Source organism: Mucilaginibacter gilvus, assembly GCF_004054195.1.
GTDB lineage: Bacteria > Bacteroidota > Bacteroidia > Sphingobacteriales > Sphingobacteriaceae > Mucilaginibacter > Mucilaginibacter gilvus.
On sequence record NZ_SBIW01000002.1, the window covers coordinates 22,078 to 38,862 of the forward strand.

17 protein-coding genes are annotated in these 16,785 nt (G+C 44.0%); 2 read left to right on the plus strand and 15 right to left on the minus strand.

The features are described 5' to 3' along the window. The first annotated feature begins 444 nt into the window (after nucleotides 1–444). Both EPL05_RS03295 and EPL05_RS03300 read left to right on the plus strand, forming a co-directional pair. The gene (locus EPL05_RS03295; protein WP_128532096.1) at nucleotides 445–1,449 is read left to right on the plus strand and encodes a type I phosphomannose isomerase catalytic subunit; all 1,005 of its coding nucleotides are present in this window, start codon (nucleotides 445–447) and stop codon (nucleotides 1,447–1,449) included. Further along, nucleotides 1,446–2,522 (plus strand): glycoside hydrolase family 130 protein, encoded by a 1,077-nt coding sequence (locus EPL05_RS03300; RefSeq protein WP_128532097.1) that lies wholly within the window; start codon nucleotides 1,446–1,448, stop codon nucleotides 2,520–2,522. Before EPL05_RS03295 ends, EPL05_RS03300 begins: the two co-directional genes overlap by 4 nt. A gap of 50 nt (nucleotides 2,523–2,572) precedes the next feature. Here EPL05_RS03300 and EPL05_RS03305 read toward each other — a convergent pair whose 3' ends face one another. The 15 genes from EPL05_RS03305 to EPL05_RS03375 all read right to left on the minus strand — a co-directional run bounded on the left by EPL05_RS03305 (nucleotide 2,573) and on the right by EPL05_RS03375 (nucleotide 16,782). After that, nucleotides 2,573–3,007 carry a hypothetical protein gene (locus EPL05_RS03305; protein WP_128532098.1) on the minus strand — a complete coding sequence of 145 codons (435 nt, stop codon included), beginning with the start codon at nucleotides 3,005–3,007 and terminating at the stop codon, nucleotides 2,573–2,575. A gap of 26 nt (nucleotides 3,008–3,033) precedes the next feature. After that, nucleotides 3,034–3,930: a F0F1 ATP synthase subunit gamma gene (locus tag EPL05_RS03310; RefSeq protein WP_128532099.1), complete on the minus strand. Its 897-nt coding sequence runs from the start codon at nucleotides 3,928–3,930 to the stop codon at nucleotides 3,034–3,036. After that, complete coding sequence (locus EPL05_RS03315; RefSeq protein WP_128532100.1) at nucleotides 3,930–5,507, minus strand: alternate F1F0 ATPase, F1 subunit alpha; 1,578 nt, start codon at nucleotides 5,505–5,507, stop codon at nucleotides 3,930–3,932. Before EPL05_RS03315 ends, EPL05_RS03310 begins: the two co-directional genes overlap by 1 nt. A 4-nt stretch (nucleotides 5,508–5,511) precedes the next feature. Continuing rightward, entirely contained in the window at nucleotides 5,512–6,288 is a 777-nt protein-coding gene (locus tag EPL05_RS03320) for a F0F1 ATP synthase subunit B family protein (protein ID WP_128532101.1), read from the minus strand. Nucleotides 6,289–6,294: 6 nt separating this feature from the next. Then, a complete protein-coding gene (locus EPL05_RS03325) occupies nucleotides 6,295–6,564 on the minus strand; it encodes a F0F1 ATP synthase subunit C (RefSeq protein ID WP_128532102.1) in 270 nt (89 codons plus the stop codon). Nucleotides 6,565–6,574: 10 nt separating this feature from the next. After that, a complete protein-coding gene (locus EPL05_RS03330) occupies nucleotides 6,575–7,276 on the minus strand; it encodes a F0F1 ATP synthase subunit A (protein WP_128532103.1) in 702 nt (233 codons plus the stop codon). Next, nucleotides 7,273–7,569 carry an ATP synthase subunit I gene (locus EPL05_RS03335; RefSeq protein ID WP_128532104.1) on the minus strand — a complete coding sequence of 99 codons (297 nt, stop codon included), beginning with the start codon at nucleotides 7,567–7,569 and terminating at the stop codon, nucleotides 7,273–7,275. The genes EPL05_RS03330 and EPL05_RS03335 overlap by 4 nt, the downstream gene beginning before the upstream one ends. A 14-nt stretch (nucleotides 7,570–7,583) precedes the next feature. Then, nucleotides 7,584–7,874, minus strand: coding sequence for an AtpZ/AtpI family protein (locus EPL05_RS03340; RefSeq protein WP_128532106.1), 291 nt, complete (start codon nucleotides 7,872–7,874; stop codon nucleotides 7,584–7,586). Between the two features lies 1 nt (nucleotide 7,875). Continuing rightward, nucleotides 7,876–8,259, minus strand: coding sequence for a F0F1 ATP synthase subunit epsilon (locus EPL05_RS03345; RefSeq protein ID WP_128532108.1), 384 nt, complete (start codon nucleotides 8,257–8,259; stop codon nucleotides 7,876–7,878). 11 nt (nucleotides 8,260–8,270) lie between these two features. Continuing rightward, entirely contained in the window at nucleotides 8,271–9,719 is a 1,449-nt protein-coding gene (gene atpD, locus EPL05_RS03350; RefSeq protein WP_128532110.1) for a F0F1 ATP synthase subunit beta, read from the minus strand. 14 nt (nucleotides 9,720–9,733) lie between these two features. Continuing rightward, the gene (gene ppk2 / locus EPL05_RS03355; protein WP_128532111.1) at nucleotides 9,734–10,480 is read right to left on the minus strand and encodes a polyphosphate kinase 2; all 747 of its coding nucleotides are present in this window, start codon (nucleotides 10,478–10,480) and stop codon (nucleotides 9,734–9,736) included. Next, entirely contained in the window at nucleotides 10,480–11,223 is a 744-nt protein-coding gene (locus tag EPL05_RS03360) for a PRC-barrel domain-containing protein (RefSeq protein WP_128532113.1), read from the minus strand. The genes ppk2 and EPL05_RS03360 overlap by 1 nt, the downstream gene beginning before the upstream one ends. A 113-nt stretch (nucleotides 11,224–11,336) precedes the next feature. Next, a complete protein-coding gene (locus EPL05_RS03365; protein WP_128532115.1) occupies nucleotides 11,337–13,349 on the minus strand; it encodes a copper-translocating P-type ATPase in 2,013 nt (670 codons plus the stop codon). A 20-nt stretch (nucleotides 13,350–13,369) separates the two neighbouring features. Next, a complete protein-coding gene (locus EPL05_RS03370) occupies nucleotides 13,370–14,395 on the minus strand; it encodes a class I fructose-bisphosphate aldolase (RefSeq protein WP_128532117.1) in 1,026 nt (341 codons plus the stop codon). After that, nucleotides 14,392–16,782, minus strand: coding sequence for a phosphoketolase family protein (locus EPL05_RS03375; RefSeq protein WP_128532119.1), 2,391 nt, complete (start codon nucleotides 16,780–16,782; stop codon nucleotides 14,392–14,394). Before EPL05_RS03375 ends, EPL05_RS03370 begins: the two co-directional genes overlap by 4 nt. Nucleotides 16,783–16,785 lie beyond the last annotated feature (3 nt).

The window sequence follows — 16,785 nt, forward strand, 5'->3', positions numbered from 1 at the left end:
ACATTTTTCTTTTTTAGGCTTCCTATGGAATTCTTCAGTACGAGTGCTGTCCTTGAATCCATCAACTTTGATGACAGCAGAACGGGATGATTTCTCTTTGGTAGAAGCAAAAAAATGGAAGATTGTTTTATCGGTATCTTTTTTATAGATCAGCTATTGATAGAAACAATTATTGGTCTATTTATTAGGGTTCGTCCCCAATCCGCTGTTATTAAAAGGTTAACTTTATTTATATAAAGTCCATTTAAACAAATGTTTCGTTTGTAAATTAATAATCTTGCGGTTCAGGCGTGCACATTATAGCAGTTTTACTTAATCCCGACACGGCTGTTACTATAACTGTGGATACTAACATTTCATTAATTTATGGTTAGTTCCGTTCGATCATTCTCTTATCTTACAATAAATCGAAACTTATTTCAATAAGTAAGCTTACTACAAAACATGGATAAAGCATTGTACCCCTTAAAATTCGAGCCCATCTATCAATATAGATTATGGGGTGGCAGAAAATTAGCGCATTTATTGTCTAAACCACTGCCAAAGGAGGAACCAATTGGCGAAGCATGGATTTTGAGCGACAGAAAAGACCATGCCAGTAAGGTTACTAATGGAAACTTAAAGGGTTATACCATCACTCAATTGATGAAAGAATTTCCCAAAGAACTAATGGGAATACTTGTTGACCGTTTTGATTATTTTCCTCTTTTGTTAAAATTCTTAGATTGTAAGGAAGTTTTGTCAGTACAGGTTCATCCTTCAGACGATCAAAAAAGCTATATACCTAAAGGTGACACTGGAAAAACGGAAGCCTGGGTGGTTTTAGAAACAGGTAACGATAGCCGCATATATGCCGGGCTAAAAGAAGGCACTGACCAGCAAAATTTACGTGCCGCTATTCAAAACAATTGTGTAGCTGATAGGCTGCATAGTTTTGTACCTAAAGCGGGAGATGCTGTGTTTATTCATTCTGGTACGGTACACACACTTGGGGGAACGGTAGTGTTCGAGGTACAGGAAAATAGTGACGTTACTTTCCGGCTTTACGATTGGGATCGAACTGATCCTAAAACTGGTAAACCACGTGACCTTCAGGTGGATGAGGCGCTTGCCTGTATTGATTTTGAACAGGTTAATATTGGGCCGGCAAAGCCGGTTGTTGATGCTAAACAGTCAAATACCGAAAAATTATTTGATAACGAGCATTTCATATTATGGCGCATGAAATACAAGTCGCTGTTTAAAGTGGGCGTCAATAACGAGCCTACTATTTTAGTTGGTATAGAGGGAACCGGAAATGTGGTATTTAATGCAAAAAATCACGAGATCGGTAAAGGTGACGTGATGCTCTTACCTGCTGAATTAGGAGAATGCGAGATTCAACCCGACGGCCAAATTACTTTGTTGCAAATAGCCATTCCCGGCAAAGATAAAAGCAAAAAATCATGATCCCATTCCAGCTACAACGCATCGGCACCATAATGGAGCCCGAACCGGGCAATGAATTGGAGACCGAAGGGGTACTTAACCCGGCAGCAACCCGTGGACCGGATGGTGCCCTATACCTTTTCCCGCGTTTGGTGGCAAAAAACAATTATTCCCGTATAGGTATAGCGAGAGTGAAATTTAATAAATCCGGGGAGCCTATTGGCGTAGAACGTTTGGGTATAGCGTTACAGCCTGAAGTCAAATACGAAAAACGCCCCAACGGTGGAGGTGGCTGTGAAGATGCAAGGGTAACTTATGTAGAACCTTTAGCGCATTATATCATGACCTATACCGCCTTCGGGCCGGATGGGCCGCGCATTGCTGTGGCCAGGTCAAAAGACCTTTTTAATTGGGAACGCTTAGGGCTGGTAAAGTACCTTTCATATAAGCACGTGGACTTTAATGGCATTAATAATAAAGATGGCAGCGTCTTCCCTTTAGTTATTCCAAGCCCTCACGGACACCCTTCTATCGGTATGTTGCACCGCCCGCTTTTTCCAGGCACAACTCCCGAGGAAACTGTTAAACATAAAAACCGGGAAATAGATTCACATAAGGAGAGTATTTGGATCTCCTATTATAATTTAGGAGAAGACACTACCATCCAATATGCCAAATTCACGTCCAACCATCGCTTAGCTCTTCCGGAACAACCCTGGGAGAATTTGAAAATAGGTGCTGGAGCGCCACCTTTGTTAACCAAACATGGTTGGCTCGTCATGTATCACGGTGTACATGAATTGAAGGGATCAACGGCTGCTAAACCAAAATTATGCTATTCTGCCGGGGTGATGATACTTTCAGAAAAAAATCCGCAGAAAATACTTTATCGTTCACCTAATCCAATATTAGTTCCGGAATTACCGGAGGAAACCATCGGAACTATCGGCAATGTTGTGTTCCCGACAGGTATAGACCGACGCGACGACATTGGTCAACCCAACCGTATCGATGTTTACTATGGGATGGCGGATGACCGGATCGGTGTAGCCAAAATGGAAATTCCAGACACCCTGCCCGGAACTAATGATTGATGATCATACTCCTACTAACCGGACGGGTTTCGAATTGATTTTTTGACTTTTTAATCCGTTATTCCTGGTACAGGTACCGGAATTATAAAATCAACTAATCCCATATCAGCGTGCTTTACATGTTGTTCATAATCTTGCAGACTTTTATGGAGTGCAAGTGCAAATGTTTTATCAAGCTTGTCAATTACAATATTTGCGGTATTTATCTCCTCCCTCAATTTTTCCCGGCTGAGATTATTGAGCGGCGAATATTTATCGACTATATTGTTGAAATTGAGTTTAAAGTTTTTGTATACTTCATCATAATATGGCAAAAGTAGAAACGCTGCGGTGAACGTCTTTAAATGTGCCAGATAAATCGCGTCTGCTTTATCTGGCTTTGAAATTTTATTTCCTTCGCTTGCTGCCAACACCGACACCAAAGCCGGAGCACTAAATAAAAGTAGTCGTTCTTGCTTGTTTAGCTTTTCAAATTGATTTTTCATGTTTTGTAATGTTATTTTGTTACCATTTATCTGTTTGACTTTTTCTTTAAAGCTTCAAATCCCGAAACGACATCAAAAAGTTCTTCGTCGATCATTCTTTGGCGCAAACTCTGGAATTTCTTCCCCAGGTTTTCCAGCATATCACTTATGCTTTTTTCCGCCCGCTGCATCGCTTCCAATCGACTCGCATTTTCTGCCGCCAATGACTCTGTACTTGCCCTAAATACCGAAACGAATAGATAGGCATTGATAAGTGCGCTTAGAGTGGTCACCGTATTGCCAATAACTTCGGGTATAGTATTTGTCGGCCATTGTATAGCCATCAGATCCTGCATCCATTTTTCGTCAAGCGGCAATAACCTTTGCAAAACCGGCTCATAGCTCGACCCGGTTTTGGGCTGATTATGAAATACATAAAACTGCTTTATATTCCTGATTTCACGAATTTCTTCAATTTCGATCAAAAGACTTTGAATTAACGGCGTAACCGCATCAATAGAAACAGGAACAGCGTAAGACTTCGTAATATTAAGCCCTGCGTCTGCTAAAAGCGCCTGGATACGTTCGCCGATTACCCAAATTTCCTTTTTACCGGTAATAACATTCAAAGATTGTTGCACGGAACCGGATAGCAGGTCATTGAACTGGCCTACCAGCCCAAGATCCGATCCGAAGACAATAACACAAACTGTTTGATCTTCATCTTTTCCAGCTCCCGGATTTTCAATTACCGTTAGTATTTTTTCCGCTTTTAAATAAGCCTTAATACCTAGTGTAACGGTATGATAGTAATCGCCAAGTGAAGCTACCGCCGCCTCATATTGTGAAATATTGGCAGCAGCCATCGCCTTCATGGCTTTAACAACCGATTTGATATCTTTTGCACCATCCAATTTCCGGTTCAGATCTTCCAGCGTATCCATTACTTCGAGGGTTTATCAGGCTCTGGTTTTTCCGGCTCTGATTTATCCGATTCCGACTTTTCGTCAAAAGGTGCAAGAAGTTCGCCGGCGATTTTCAGGATCGTATCATGGTCTGCGTCGTTTAAAGGTTTGTCATCAAAAAGCCGTTTGAGCACCTCGGCAGGAAATTGTCCCATAGCGTTAAGAATAACCGCTTCGGCATCGGCGATCTTATCTACGGGTATAGCATCAAAAAGCCCATTCGTTAAAGCCAATAATACGACTATTTGTTCTGAAACCGTTAAGGGATGCAATTCGTTTTGTTTGAGGCAACATCGGATACGCAGGCCATGATCGATCACCTTTTTAGTATTTTCATCCAGACGGGTGCCAAAGCGAGAAAAGTTTTCCAGCTCTTCAAATTGCGCGTATTGTAATTTCAAGCTGACAATAGATTTGTAGGCGGGTAACTGTGCAGCAGACCCGACACGGGAAACTGATTTACCCACATCAACTGCCGGTAAATTACCCGCTTCAAATAGTTTGGGTGAAAGATAGACCTGTCCGTCGGTAATCGAGATCAGGTTGGTCGGGATATAAGCGGAGATATTTTGCGCTTCAGTTTCGATAATAGGTAAGGCCGTCAGCGATCCGCCTTTTAATTGAGCGCTCAGGTGCGTAGCCCGTTCCAGCAACCTGGAGTGAATATAAAAAATATCACCCGGAAATGCTTCTCGTCCGGGTGGTCTGCGTAACAGCAGCGAAAGTTCACGATAAGCCCGCGCGTGATGCGTAAGATCGTCATATACAATGAGCACGTTACGACCCTCTTCCATAAAGTGTTCGGCTATGCTGGTTGCCGCGTAAGGCGCAATATATTTCAATCCCGCAGCATGGTTACCTTCGGCCACCATAACTACGGTATAATCCATAGCACCTTTTTGTTCCAGGTTGGCGATAACCTTGGCGACAGCGGCAGCGCGTTGCCCAATAGCACAGTAAATGCAAACCACATCTTTTCCTTGCTGGTTAAGTATGGTATCAATTGCTATTTGTGTTTTGCCGGTTTGCCGGTCGCCCACGATCAGTTCACGCTGGCCACGGCCAATTGGAATTAGTGCGTCAATAACTTTTATGCCGGTTTGTAAAGGCGCATTTACGGCTGTTCGGTCCATGATAGCGGGCGAAGGCCGTTCAATGGGTAACCTTTTGTTGGTTGCGATATTGCCTTTCCCATCAATAGGTATTCCCATGGGATCAATTACCCGGCCAATCATATGGTCGCCTACCGGGATATCCATCACCCGTCCGGTACGCTCTACTTCGTCTCCGGCATTCAATAAGGTATCTTCACCAAGCAGGATAACGCCGATCTCATCTTCATCCAAATTATAGGCAATACCATACAGGTCTTCCGAAAATTTAAGCAGTTCTTCAAAGCCGGTACCTTCCAATCCCGAAACTTTTACAATACCTGTGGCCACGCTGGTCACATAGCCAACCTCGCGGGGTGCGAATGCGAATACGTGCTCCGCCAAACCCTTATCCAGCTGGTGAAAAGTGTCAGTTATACTATTTTTTAAAGTACTTGAAGGCATATTGTTATTGCTTTACAGCTTGATGCGTTTTGTTTATTGTCGTCGCTACACTCTTTTCCAGTGAATTGACATAGGCGGCTAAGCTCCAGGATAGTTTGTATCCCTTAGCTGCCAGTTCGATCCCGCTGATCATTTTAGGATCCGTTTTAAACTCATATTTAACATCATCGCCAAGTATATCCGCAATTGCGGATCGTATGCCTTTTTGATCCTTTTCAGCTAAGTCAAAAGCACTTTTAACCGCTATCGGGGCCGAATCCGAATGGAAAGCGCCGATGAACTGTTTTTTATCTTTGTCAGTGATCGCTTTTATCTTCCTGATAAAAACATGAACGAATTGTTCTTCAAGGTCAGTTGAAGCTAATTCGGCGAGGGCTTTTTTTGCGATAGCGAAAACCTCATCCTGTGTTTTCTTTGAGATCTCATCGCTCAAATTTTCTTGTAATTCCTTTGATGCTGCTTCCAGTTTTTCTTTTACACCCGCAGCTTCCTTTTTTGCAGTATCCAAAAGCTTTTCCCGTTCCTTATCAGCATCTGATGTTGCCTGGTCCATCAGCTTCTTTTTGTGCTTATCAAAATCGTTGTTTTTTTGTTGAAACTCATCCTGTTCTTTCTTTGCCTCAGTCATTTTGCTTTTGGCGTCCGCAAGCTCAGCAGCTATCTTTTTTTCGCGCTCATCAATAGCCGCCAGAATAGGCTTATAGAGATATTTTTTCATCAGCCAAACCAACACCAGGAAATTGACGATCTGCGCGATTACCGTAAACCAATTAATTTGCATGGTGTGTTATTTAGCAATAATGTGTGTCCAGAATGGGTTTGCAAAGATCAGGATCATGGAAACCACGAAGCAATAAATGGCTGTTGACTCGATCATGGCCAGGCCGACAAACAGGGTCCTGGTTATAGTGGGCGCCGCGTCCGGCTGTTGCGCTATGGAACTTAAAGCGGTTGCTACCGCCTTACCTTCACTTAATGCCGGGAACATACAACCGATGCCTGTTGTAAGGCCGGCTGTAATAATTGATGCTACTGCTATTACTGATACATTATCCATTTTTATCTATTTAATTGGTGCTTTTATTTACTAATTTTTTCTTTTTGATGCTTTCCTGTACCGCTGCCGCGATATAAACCGTAGCCAGGATACTAAAGATATAGGCCTGTACCATCCCGGTAAGGAGGCCAAGGGCCTTCATGACAATAGGAATAAATAAAGGAGATATGCTTAACAAAATGGCGATGATCATTCCACCGCTCATAATATTCCCAAATAACCTGATGGCCAGTGCCAGCGTTCTTGATAATTCGCTAATGATATTGAAAGGCAACATGATGAAAGTCGGCTTGATGTAGGTCTTCAGATAGGCGAAGAAGCCGCTCTTTTGAATGCCAAAAAAAGGCACGGCCAAAAACACGGCGATCGCCAATGCGGCAGTGGTGGAAAGGGAACCTGTCGGCGGCTGATACCAGGGTAAAACGATCCAGAAGTTACACATGGCAATGAATAGAAAAAGTGTACCGATAAAGCCAATGTATTGTTCGGGGTTTTCGAGCCCGACTTCTTTGATCTGTTCATTGATGCCCGTTACGATCATTTCGAGGATACACTGCCATCGGGAAATTTTATGCGTAGTTTTCAACTTGCGCGTAATCAGTATGGCACCGATCACCATAAATAACATAACACCCCACGTAGTGACGATGGTGAGGTTGATGGTGATAAAACCATTGCTCCAAAATATGGTCTGATCTGGCGTTAAATTCATAATGGGCTGCTTTCTGTTACGATAACTTGCTTTTGCTCGATCTGCCTGGTAAGCCTTAAAATTAAAAGGCGGCCCGCAATAAACCCGGCGACACTTACCAGTAATTGTAACAAACTGCCCTGGGCCATGAAATAAAACCCGGTTAATACAATACCCGTTCTTATCAGTGAGCTTCCCAAAAGCCATAATGCAACGTATGGCGAACCTAAAGTTCTTTTTACAGTCAGCCATAAACCGCCAAAAAACAGGATGCCTAATATAAATCCGCCTATTAATGCTACTACTATCATCATGAAATTATTTTATACTATTTATCTTCTTTTATTACCCAATTCCAGGCGATAATACAACCTACCGCCAAGCCTGTTATCAGGCAGGTTACTGTCCATGAGAAGGATTGGGGATAATTTTTATCCAGCCAAATTCCGCCCATTGTGCTCAAAAAAGTTGGCGCGGTAACCGACCAGCCTACCATACCGAACATGCCAAAACCAAACCACTCCGCTCTTTTTTTTTCGTCGAGGGCCTTTAATTTTCTTTTTTCCTTAGTCAAGATCATCCGGCCAAAAAAGTCGGCCTCATTTTCCGGTTGTGCCATTTTATAGCTGTTGAAATTTCTTTAGCCTGGAAAGAAACCCACTTTCCAGTTGTGAGGCCATATGCCGAACTTTTTCTTCATTTTCATCTGCATTCTTAAACTCATTTTTTACCGTTTCGGCTAATTTTCCTAGCTCAACGCCGCCAACCGCATTTCTAACGGAAACCAGTACCTGCGACCCGGCTTTTACAAAAAGGCCTTCGTCCACGGCTAAATAATGTACCTTGTCTGTTTTGTAACTGAAAATACCAGGGACTAGTACCGCAACGCAATCCAGCCTTTGCGGCAGAAAGCCAACAGACCCTTCGATTGTCTCTGCAACGATGTTACTGACGTTTTTTACATCGGCAAAAACTTTATAGGGAAGTAATATCTTAAGGTCCATATTTTTCGCTTCTATTTGATCACAGGTTTTGTGGCAACCGGGCCGTCCTTATTGACGCCTTTATTCTTTATTGCTTCGTCTATATTTCCGATCATATAAAAAGCATTTTCAGGCAAGTCTTTAAATTCGTCTGCCAAAATACGTTCACAACCATCGAGCGCATCTTTCAAGCTAACCACTTCTCCTTTTACGCCACTAAATTGTTCTGTAGCAAAAAAGGGTTGTGTTAAAAACCGCTCCAGCCGTCTGGCGCGGTTTACAACGAGCCTGTCGCCTGTTGACAATTGCTCCATACCCAGCATAGAAATAATATCCTTCAGGTCTTCATATTGTGCCAGCGTTTGCCGGATCTGCTGGGCGAGCTGGTAATGCCGGTCGCCAATAATTCCCGGCGTAGCCATTTTTGAATTAGATTGCAGAAAATCAATAGATGGATAAAGGCCTTCGCTGGCCCTTTCGCGCGAAAGCACAATAGTTGCCGAAAGGTGCGAAAACGCATGAACGGCAGCCGGGTCGGTTAGGTCATCGGCCGGTACATATACCGCCTGTATAGAAGTAATTGCCCCGGCATCTGTATTAGCGATCCTTTCCTCAAGGGCCGACAATTCCGTCTCCAGTGTAGGCTGATAACCCAAACGCGATGGCATTTGCCCCATTAAACCTGAGACCTCCATACCAGCCTGGATAAACCGGAAGATATTATCGATCAATAATAAGACATCTTTATGCTCATCATCCCGGAAATATTCGGCCATGGTTAAAGCAGCATGCCCAACCCGAAAACGGGCTCCAGGCAGCTCATTCATCTGCCCAAACATCATGATCATATTTTTAAGCAGCCCGGCATCCTTCATCGCTTCATATAGCTCGTTTCCTTCACGGCAGCGTTCGCCTATGCCGCAAAACATGCTAACCCCTTTATTCTGTCCCACCATATTGTGGATCATTTCCGTTAATAAAACTGTTTTGCCTACGCCTGCTCCACCGAATAAACCGGCTTTGCCGCCACGCTCCAACGGTATCAATACATCTATTGCCTTAATACCTGTTTCAAAAACCTGCGAATTAGTCGCCCTTTTATCTAATGGTGGAGGCGATTGGTGGACATTCCGTTTTTCGCCTTCTGCCAATGGTTTCAAATGGTCAATAGTATTTCCGAACACGTCGAACATCCTGCCAAGCGTACGTTCGCCAACCGGCACCATTAATTCGTTTCCGTCAGTTTCTATTTGCATACCCCGCGCAAGCCCCTGGGTAGGTGTTAGCGCTATTCCCCTTACGGTGCGCTCATCCAATTGTGAAAGCACTTCGATGGCAATTTCCCGTTGTTCGCCTGCATGGAGCAGGGCATAAACGGCAGGGAGAGAGTGGTCAAAACGGGCATCTATAACGCTGCCCCGTACCGAAACAATTTTGCCGCAATTCAATTTCTCGTCCGTATGTTTTAAAATAGCCTTCATTTTTTAGTTTGGGATTATTGGAATAGCTTTTCCTTTATGTTTTTAGGCGTGGCCGGATAAACAAAGTCACAAGCGTGTGATAAAGCCTTGTCATCTTTGTGCTTATAATCGCGACGCTTCAGTAAATGCGTGATCAGGTTGATATGCGTGTCGTCTTTGTCATCCGCGCTAACGATAAACCAGGGGGCGTGCTTAAAATCGGTTTTGAGTAGCATTTCATCCCTCGCATCGGAGTAATCTTTCCAATGTTTGGTTGCAGCCTCGTCAATAGGGCTTATTTTCCACTGTTTAAGCGGATCTTTTTTTCGTTCATCAAACCGCTTTTCCTGTTCTTTCTTACTGATATCGAGGTAGTATTTCACAATAATAAAACCGGCGTTAGCCAGCATTTCCTCGAATAATTCAACTTCTTTAAAAAATGATTTATATTGTTGATGAGTGCAAAACTTCATTACCTTTTCTACTCCAGCACGGTTATACCAACTTCTGTTGAACAGAACCAATTCTCCTGAGGCAGGCAAATGCGCGATGTATCGCTGGAAATACCAATCCTTTTCCTGATGGTCAGAAGGTTTTCCTAATGCCACCACGATCGTTTCCCGCGGGCTTAAATGCTTAACGATCCTTTTAATCGTACCGTCCTTCCCGGCTGCATCTCTCCCTTCTAAAATGACAAGTAATTTAAGTCCGGAAGCGATGATCTCCTTTTGCAACTTGACCAATTCGACGTAAAGGCCGTGCAATATATCTTTATCCTTCATTAATTGACTGTTTGAACTTGCGGGTAATCGGCTTCTTTGAAAAGAACGCTTTTATCAACAACAGAGGAGGTTATATCAAGGTGTATTTTGTTTTCGCTCCAATTTATTTCTTTAACGTGTGCTACCGGTATCAATACTTTTTTGCCTCCGAACCAGTTATGGGTATCTATAACGATAAATTTAATTTGCCAGGTTTGATCATCAACGATAAAATCAATGATATGGCCGATCTCTCCGTTGGTCGTATGAATATGGTAGCCTGTTATGCTTCCCGTACTGCGTAAATGGATGTCGTCGTCAGTATGTTTATCCTTTTTGTCGGCTTCAATTAAAACCTTTTGATCTAAAACCGGGAACGGCATACTCACACCTAAGGAACCGCCACCGTAAAAGCCGCTCCCCCAATAGCTTTCCCATTGGTAATGGCCATATAGTTCTATTTCCTGCTGGCGCGATACCGGTTTATCGATATCAATATCGGGGCTGTTTTCGATCTGTTTCTTTGTTAAATTAACTGGGAAGAAACCATCTTGCCAGGGTTGTTTAAGAAGGGCATACGGCGCGATCAATACCTTTCGTCCGGATAGCCAGTTACCAGTTTTAATGACGAGGTATCGTATCTTCCAGCTTTGGTCATCAAAGTAAAATTCTTCCACTTCACCAATCATGCCATCTGTGGCTGCTATGTTATAATTTATAAGGCTCTTAATATTGCGTTCCACGTTTTTGTGCTTTAATTTCATACTGAATGTTTCAAATGTGCGTGTTACATTTTAGTTACCACGTGACGATAGACATTTGAAAATATGATTTTTATCACAATTTGATTTGAACAGAATGCAGCCGGGTATTTGTGCTATATGGTTTTTACTTTTAACAAACTGGCGTTGATGGCCACTACTACAGTACTTACGGTCATTAACATAGCGCCAATTGCCGGGCTCAATACAATGCCTTGATTGTAAAGTACTCCCGCGGCCAATGGGAGCGCGATCACGTTATAACCCGTGGCCCAAACTAGGTTTTGGACCATTTTACGATACGTAGCCTTGCCGAATAAGATAAGATTGACTACATCATCAGGATTACTGTTTACCAAAACGATCCCGGCAGTGTTTGCCGCTATATCGCTGCCCGAACCCACCGCAATACCAATGTCTGCCTGTGCCAGGGCGGGGGCATCGTTTATTCCGTCACCGGTCATGGCGACAAATTCTCCCTTTGACTGTAATTCTTTAATCTTCGCCAATTTTTGATCCGGCAAAACACCTGCTAAAAAACTATCCATTCCTAAGGTTTTACTCACGCTTCCGGCTACTTTAGTGTTATCTCCGGTAAGTAAGATGGACTTTATTTTATTTTCCTTTAATTTTTTAATGGCACCTGCCGATTCCGGCCTGATCTCATCGGACAGGGCGATGTAGCCCGCTAACGCTTTATCTACAATCACAAAAACGACTGTCTCCGTATCATTGGATTTAAACCCCTCGGGTACATCAATATGTTTTTCTTTCAGATAGCCGGGACTAACAACCAGTACCTTTTTGCCTTCAACCATCGCTTCAACACCTTGCCCGGTAATAGCTTTAAAGTTTTCGGCTGATGGGGCAGTTATTTTAAGGTCAACTGCTTTTTGCAAAATCCCTGTCGCAATAGGGTGCTCTGATTTTTGCTCCAGCGCCGCCGAAAGCCGGATGATATCATTTTCTTTAAGCTCTTTATTTAAGGACACTACCTTCGACACTTCAAATTTTCCTATAGTCAGTGTGCCGGTTTTATCAAATACCACAGTGGTGATTTTTCTTGAATTTTCAAATGCTGTCCGGTCTTTGATCAACAGGCCATTTTTGGCAGATAAGGCGGTTGATTTGGCAACCAATAATGGCACAGCCAGCCCTAACGCATGTGGACAGCATATCACAATAACCGTCACCATCCTTTCCATCGCAAATGCCAATGGATGTCCCGTCAGATACCAAAACAAGAACGTAGTAATACCAGTCCCTAAAGCGATAAAGGTCAACCATTTGGCGGCAGTGTCTGCCATTAATTGCGTTTTAGATTTTGAATTTTGGGCATCATCGACCAATTTGACCACCTGTGACAAATAAGAATCCTTTGCCGCGTGTGATACCGTAACTTTAAAGGAACCATTGCCGTTAATTGATCCGGCAATAACTTTATCGCCTTTGAGTTTTTTAACCGGCTTTGACTCCCCGGTGAGCATTGATTCATTGATATAACTTTCACCTTCGGCGATGATGCCATCAGCCGCCACTTTTTCTCCGGGCTTAATAACAATGACATCTCCTTCTTTCAGCGTATCTGTTGTCACATCGTGTACCTTTCCGTCTTTTTCCAGGTGCGCATCGGCAGGCATTAGCTGTATTAACAATTCCAGGTCTTTTGATGCACCCATTATAGAGCGCATTTCAATCCAATGCCCTAAAAGCATGATCAGGATAAGCGTATCCAACTCCCAGAAAAAATCCATCCCTTTTAGCCCGAAGACAATGGCTACGCTATAGGCGTAAGCAACGGTGATCGCAAAGCCCACCAAAAACATCATACCCGGATTTTTATTTTTTATTTCTTCTATTAGACCTTTGAAAAAAGGCCAGCCGCCATAGATAAAAACAACTGTAGCAAGTGCGAATAAAAAATAAGAAGACCCATTGAACGACCAGTTCACCCCGATGAAGTGCTGGATCATTGTGGATAAAAGCATGATGGGCAGGGTGAGAACCAGCACTACGTAAAAGCGTTTCTTAAAATCTGCTATCATCATCGCATGGTGATTACGCCCGTTCATCTGCATGTGGGGATCCGCTTTACCGGGTTGTTTATCTGCTGAATGTCGATGTTCCATATTTTATAAAGGAGTGATTGTTAAACTATGTTTTCCATTGCATTGTTATAATTACCCATACAAGCCGCCCGGTTACAGTTGGCACGATGGTATAATGCTTCTTGAGCCTCGAAGATATTTGAATTATTCCCACGCCATATTTCTAAAGCTGGTTGCTGCAAAGCACGGCCAAACGAAAAGGTAAGCGTCCAGGGAAGAACTGCCTTGTATTGCTTATTCATCTGATCAAGGCGAGCCGATGCGAGTTCTGCAGATTGTCCGCCTGATAAAAATGCGATGCCCGGAACTGCCGCAGGTACAGCCCCTAACAAAAATTTCACAGTGCTTTCAGCCACTACGTTTTCAGGATCTTGAACCTTTGCCGCTAACCCCGGCAATATCATGTTAGGTTTAAGTAACATTCCTTCGAGGGAAACATGTTGTTTATAAAGTTGGTCAAAAACGGTGTAGAGTACTTCTTTCGTTGCCGCAAGGCATTGTTGTAGGGAATGTGCGCCATCCATCAGCACTTCAGGCTCCACTATAGGAACCAATCCCGCTTCCTGGCATATTGCGGCATATCGGGCCAGTGCATGTGCATTGGCTTCGATGCACCCACGACTGGGGATGCCGCTGCCAATCGCCATCACCGCCCGCCATTTGGCAAACCGTGCACCCATTGCACTATAATCAGCAAAGCGCGCACGCAAGCCGTCGAGCCCTTCGGTTACCTTCTCGCCGGGAAAACCAGCCAGCGGTTTGGACCCCATGTCTACTTTGATGCCAGGAATAATGCCCCCATCTAACAGGACTTTAATAAATGGGGTTCCATCTGTTTTTTGCTGCCTGATGGTCTCATCAAACAAGATAGCCCCACTGATGCTTTCGCCAAGGCCCGGCGTAGTTACGATCATTTCACGGTAGCTGCGCCGCATTTCAACTGTTTGCGGTATGCCGAGTGCTGCAAAACGTTTATTGCAGGTTCCCACGCTTTCATCCATAGCCAGCAGGCCCTTGTTGTTTGCAACAAGGGCCCGGGCAGTATTTATCAATTGTTCAGTAATCATTGGCTATTATTACTATTCCATTTCCAATTGAGGATCTCTGGCATGTCCATGCCGTGCGCGTCGATAAAGTGCTTATGGTGTATCAACTTATCCTTCATCATTTGTTTCAGGTAATCGCCTTTAGCACCCAGGTTGGGTACGCGGTCAACAACGTCTTGTACCAGGTGAAACCTGTCCAGGTCATTCTGTACCCGCATATCAAAAGGTGTGGTTATCGTACCCTCTTCCTTATATCCCCGTACATGCAAATTACGGTTGGTACGGCGGTAAGTTAAACGGTGTACCAGCCATGGATAACCATGAAAGCCGAAAACAATATGCTTATCCTTAGTGAATAACGAATCATAATCCTGATCGCTTAAACCATGCGGGTGTTCACTTGCCGATTGCATTTTCATCAGATCGACAACATTAACCACCCGTATTTTTAAATCGGGCAAATGCTCGCGCAGGATGGAAACAGCGGCCAATATTTCCAGTGTAGGCGTGTCACCGCAACAGCCCATCACCACATCCGGTTCCGATTCCTGGTCATTACTAGCCCATTGCCATATGCCAATACCTTCGGTGCAGTGGATCACGGCCTCATCGATTGTTAACCATTGCGGCAATGCATGTTTCCCGGCAACAACCACATTTACATAGTTCCTGCTGCGTAGACAATGATCAAAGACTGACAACAAACAATTGGCATCGGCCGGCAAATAAACACGGACGATATCCGCCTTTTTATTGATCACATGATCCAGAAAACCTGGGTCCTGGTGGGTAAATCCATTATGATCCTGTTGCCAGACATGCGAGGCAAGCAGATAATTCAAGGAGGCAATACTACGGCGCCACGGCAATTCTTTAGTTACCTTCAGCCATTTGGCATGCTGGCTGAACATGGAATCGACGATACGGATAAATGCTTCATAACTATTGAAAATACCGTGCCTGCCGGTTAGTAGATATCCTTCTAACCAGCCTTCGCATTGGTGTTCGCTAAGCTGAGAATCTACTATTCGCCCTTCCGGTGCTAAAAACTCATCATATTCGGCTTCCCTGGCATCCCACTGCCTGTTGCTGACTTCAAAGACCGCGCTTAATAAGTTTGATAATGTTTCATCCGGGCCAAAAACACGGAAGTTATCCTGGTTAAGTTCTATGACATCCCGCAGAAATTTTCCTAATACCGTGGTGTCTCCAAGTTGTACAGCGCCCGGCGAAACTACATTCACAGCGTGCAAACGAAAATCGGGCATAAGGAGATCTTTTAACAAAAGACCGCCATTGGCGTGAGGGTTCGCACCCATTCTACGGTCCCCTTTCGGAGCGAGTTCTGCCAGTTCAGCCATCAACGCACCGTTTTCATCAAACAACTCCTCGGGTTTGTAGCTTTTCATCCAACTTTCCAACTGTGCTACATGATCCGGATGTGTTGCATCTACCAATAGCGGCACTTGGTGAGAGCGAAACGTTCCTTCCACATGTAAACCATCAACCATTTTTGGGCCGGTCCAACCTTTAGGTGATCTCAGGACGATCATTGGCCAGCGTGGCCGGGTGGTATCATTGTTTTCTCTGGCGTTATGTTGGTAGGCTTTAATATCATCGACTGCCTTATCCAATATCCCAGCCATTAGCTGGTGCATGGTTTCAGGATCGTCGCCTTCTACAAAGTAAGGCGTCCAGCCACAACCTTGCAGGAACTTTTCTAATTCCTCGTGTTCAATTCTGGCAAGCAGGGTTGGATTACTAATTTTATAGCCATTTAAATGAAGAATAGGCAATACCGCGCCGTCGGTAATCGGGTTAAGGAATTTATTTGATTGCCACGCTGTGGCAAGCGGACCTGTCTCAGCCTCTCCGTCGCCAATCACACAGGCTACTATCAAATCGGGATTATCAAAAGCTGCACCAAAAGCGTGGCTAAGTGAATAACCTAACTCGCCGCCTTCATGGATAGATCCCGGTGTAGTGGGCGCAACATGGCTGGAAATACCACCCGGAAAGGAAAACTGGGTAAAGAATTTCTTCAATCCGGCTTCATCTTTGGTAATAGCCGGATAAACCTCGCTCCAGGTTCCTTCCAGGAAAACATTGCCCACAATGGCAGGTCCGCCATGGCCCGGGCCAGCCACATAAAACATATTCAGATCGTATTTATTGATCACCCGGTTTAAATGCACGTAGATAAAGTTCTGGCCGGGGGTTGTCCCCCAATGCCCCACAACGAGTGGTTTTACGTGCGCTAATTTTAACGGCTCTCTCAACAGCGGGTTATCATACAAATAGATCTGTCCGACAGAAAGATAATTAGCTGCCCGCCAATAGGCATTCATCTTTTGCAATAATACCGGCGATAATATATCAACCTCGGGGTTGTTTAATACGGTTTCCATTTT

Excerpts from the sequence above, each read along its gene's own strand:
- EPL05_RS03295 (WP_128532096.1), top strand. The coding sequence starts at position 445 with ATGGATAAAGCATTGTACCCCTTAAAATTCGAGCCCATCTATCAATAT.
- EPL05_RS03300 (WP_128532097.1), top strand. The coding sequence starts at position 1,446 with ATGATCCCATTCCAGCTACAACGCATCGGCACCATAATGGAGCCCGAA.
- EPL05_RS03305 (WP_128532098.1), bottom strand. The coding sequence starts at position 3,007 with ATGAAAAATCAATTTGAAAAGCTAAACAAGCAAGAACGACTACTTTTA.
- EPL05_RS03310 (WP_128532099.1), bottom strand. The coding sequence starts at position 3,930 with ATGGATACGCTGGAAGATCTGAACCGGAAATTGGATGGTGCAAAAGAT.
- EPL05_RS03315 (WP_128532100.1), bottom strand. The coding sequence starts at position 5,507 with ATGCCTTCAAGTACTTTAAAAAATAGTATAACTGACACTTTTCACCAG.
- EPL05_RS03320 (WP_128532101.1), bottom strand. The coding sequence starts at position 6,288 with ATGCAAATTAATTGGTTTACGGTAATCGCGCAGATCGTCAATTTCCTG.
- EPL05_RS03325 (WP_128532102.1), bottom strand. The coding sequence starts at position 6,564 with ATGGATAATGTATCAGTAATAGCAGTAGCATCAATTATTACAGCCGGC.
- EPL05_RS03330 (WP_128532103.1), bottom strand. The coding sequence starts at position 7,276 with ATGAATTTAACGCCAGATCAGACCATATTTTGGAGCAATGGTTTTATC.
- EPL05_RS03335 (WP_128532104.1), bottom strand. The coding sequence starts at position 7,569 with ATGATGATAGTAGTAGCATTAATAGGCGGATTTATATTAGGCATCCTG.
- EPL05_RS03340 (WP_128532106.1), bottom strand. The coding sequence starts at position 7,874 with ATGGCACAACCGGAAAATGAGGCCGACTTTTTTGGCCGGATGATCTTG.
- EPL05_RS03345 (WP_128532108.1), bottom strand. The coding sequence starts at position 8,259 with ATGGACCTTAAGATATTACTTCCCTATAAAGTTTTTGCCGATGTAAAA.
- atpD (WP_128532110.1), bottom strand. The coding sequence starts at position 9,719 with ATGAAGGCTATTTTAAAACATACGGACGAGAAATTGAATTGCGGCAAA.
- ppk2 (WP_128532111.1), bottom strand. The coding sequence starts at position 10,480 with ATGAAGGATAAAGATATATTGCACGGCCTTTACGTCGAATTGGTCAAG.
- EPL05_RS03360 (WP_128532113.1), bottom strand. The coding sequence starts at position 11,223 with ATGAAATTAAAGCACAAAAACGTGGAACGCAATATTAAGAGCCTTATA.
- EPL05_RS03365 (WP_128532115.1), bottom strand. The coding sequence starts at position 13,349 with ATGGAACATCGACATTCAGCAGATAAACAACCCGGTAAAGCGGATCCC.
- EPL05_RS03370 (WP_128532117.1), bottom strand. The coding sequence starts at position 14,395 with ATGATTACTGAACAATTGATAAATACTGCCCGGGCCCTTGTTGCAAAC.
- EPL05_RS03375 (WP_128532119.1), bottom strand. The coding sequence starts at position 16,782 with ATGGAAACCGTATTAAACAACCCCGAGGTTGATATATTATCGCCGGTA.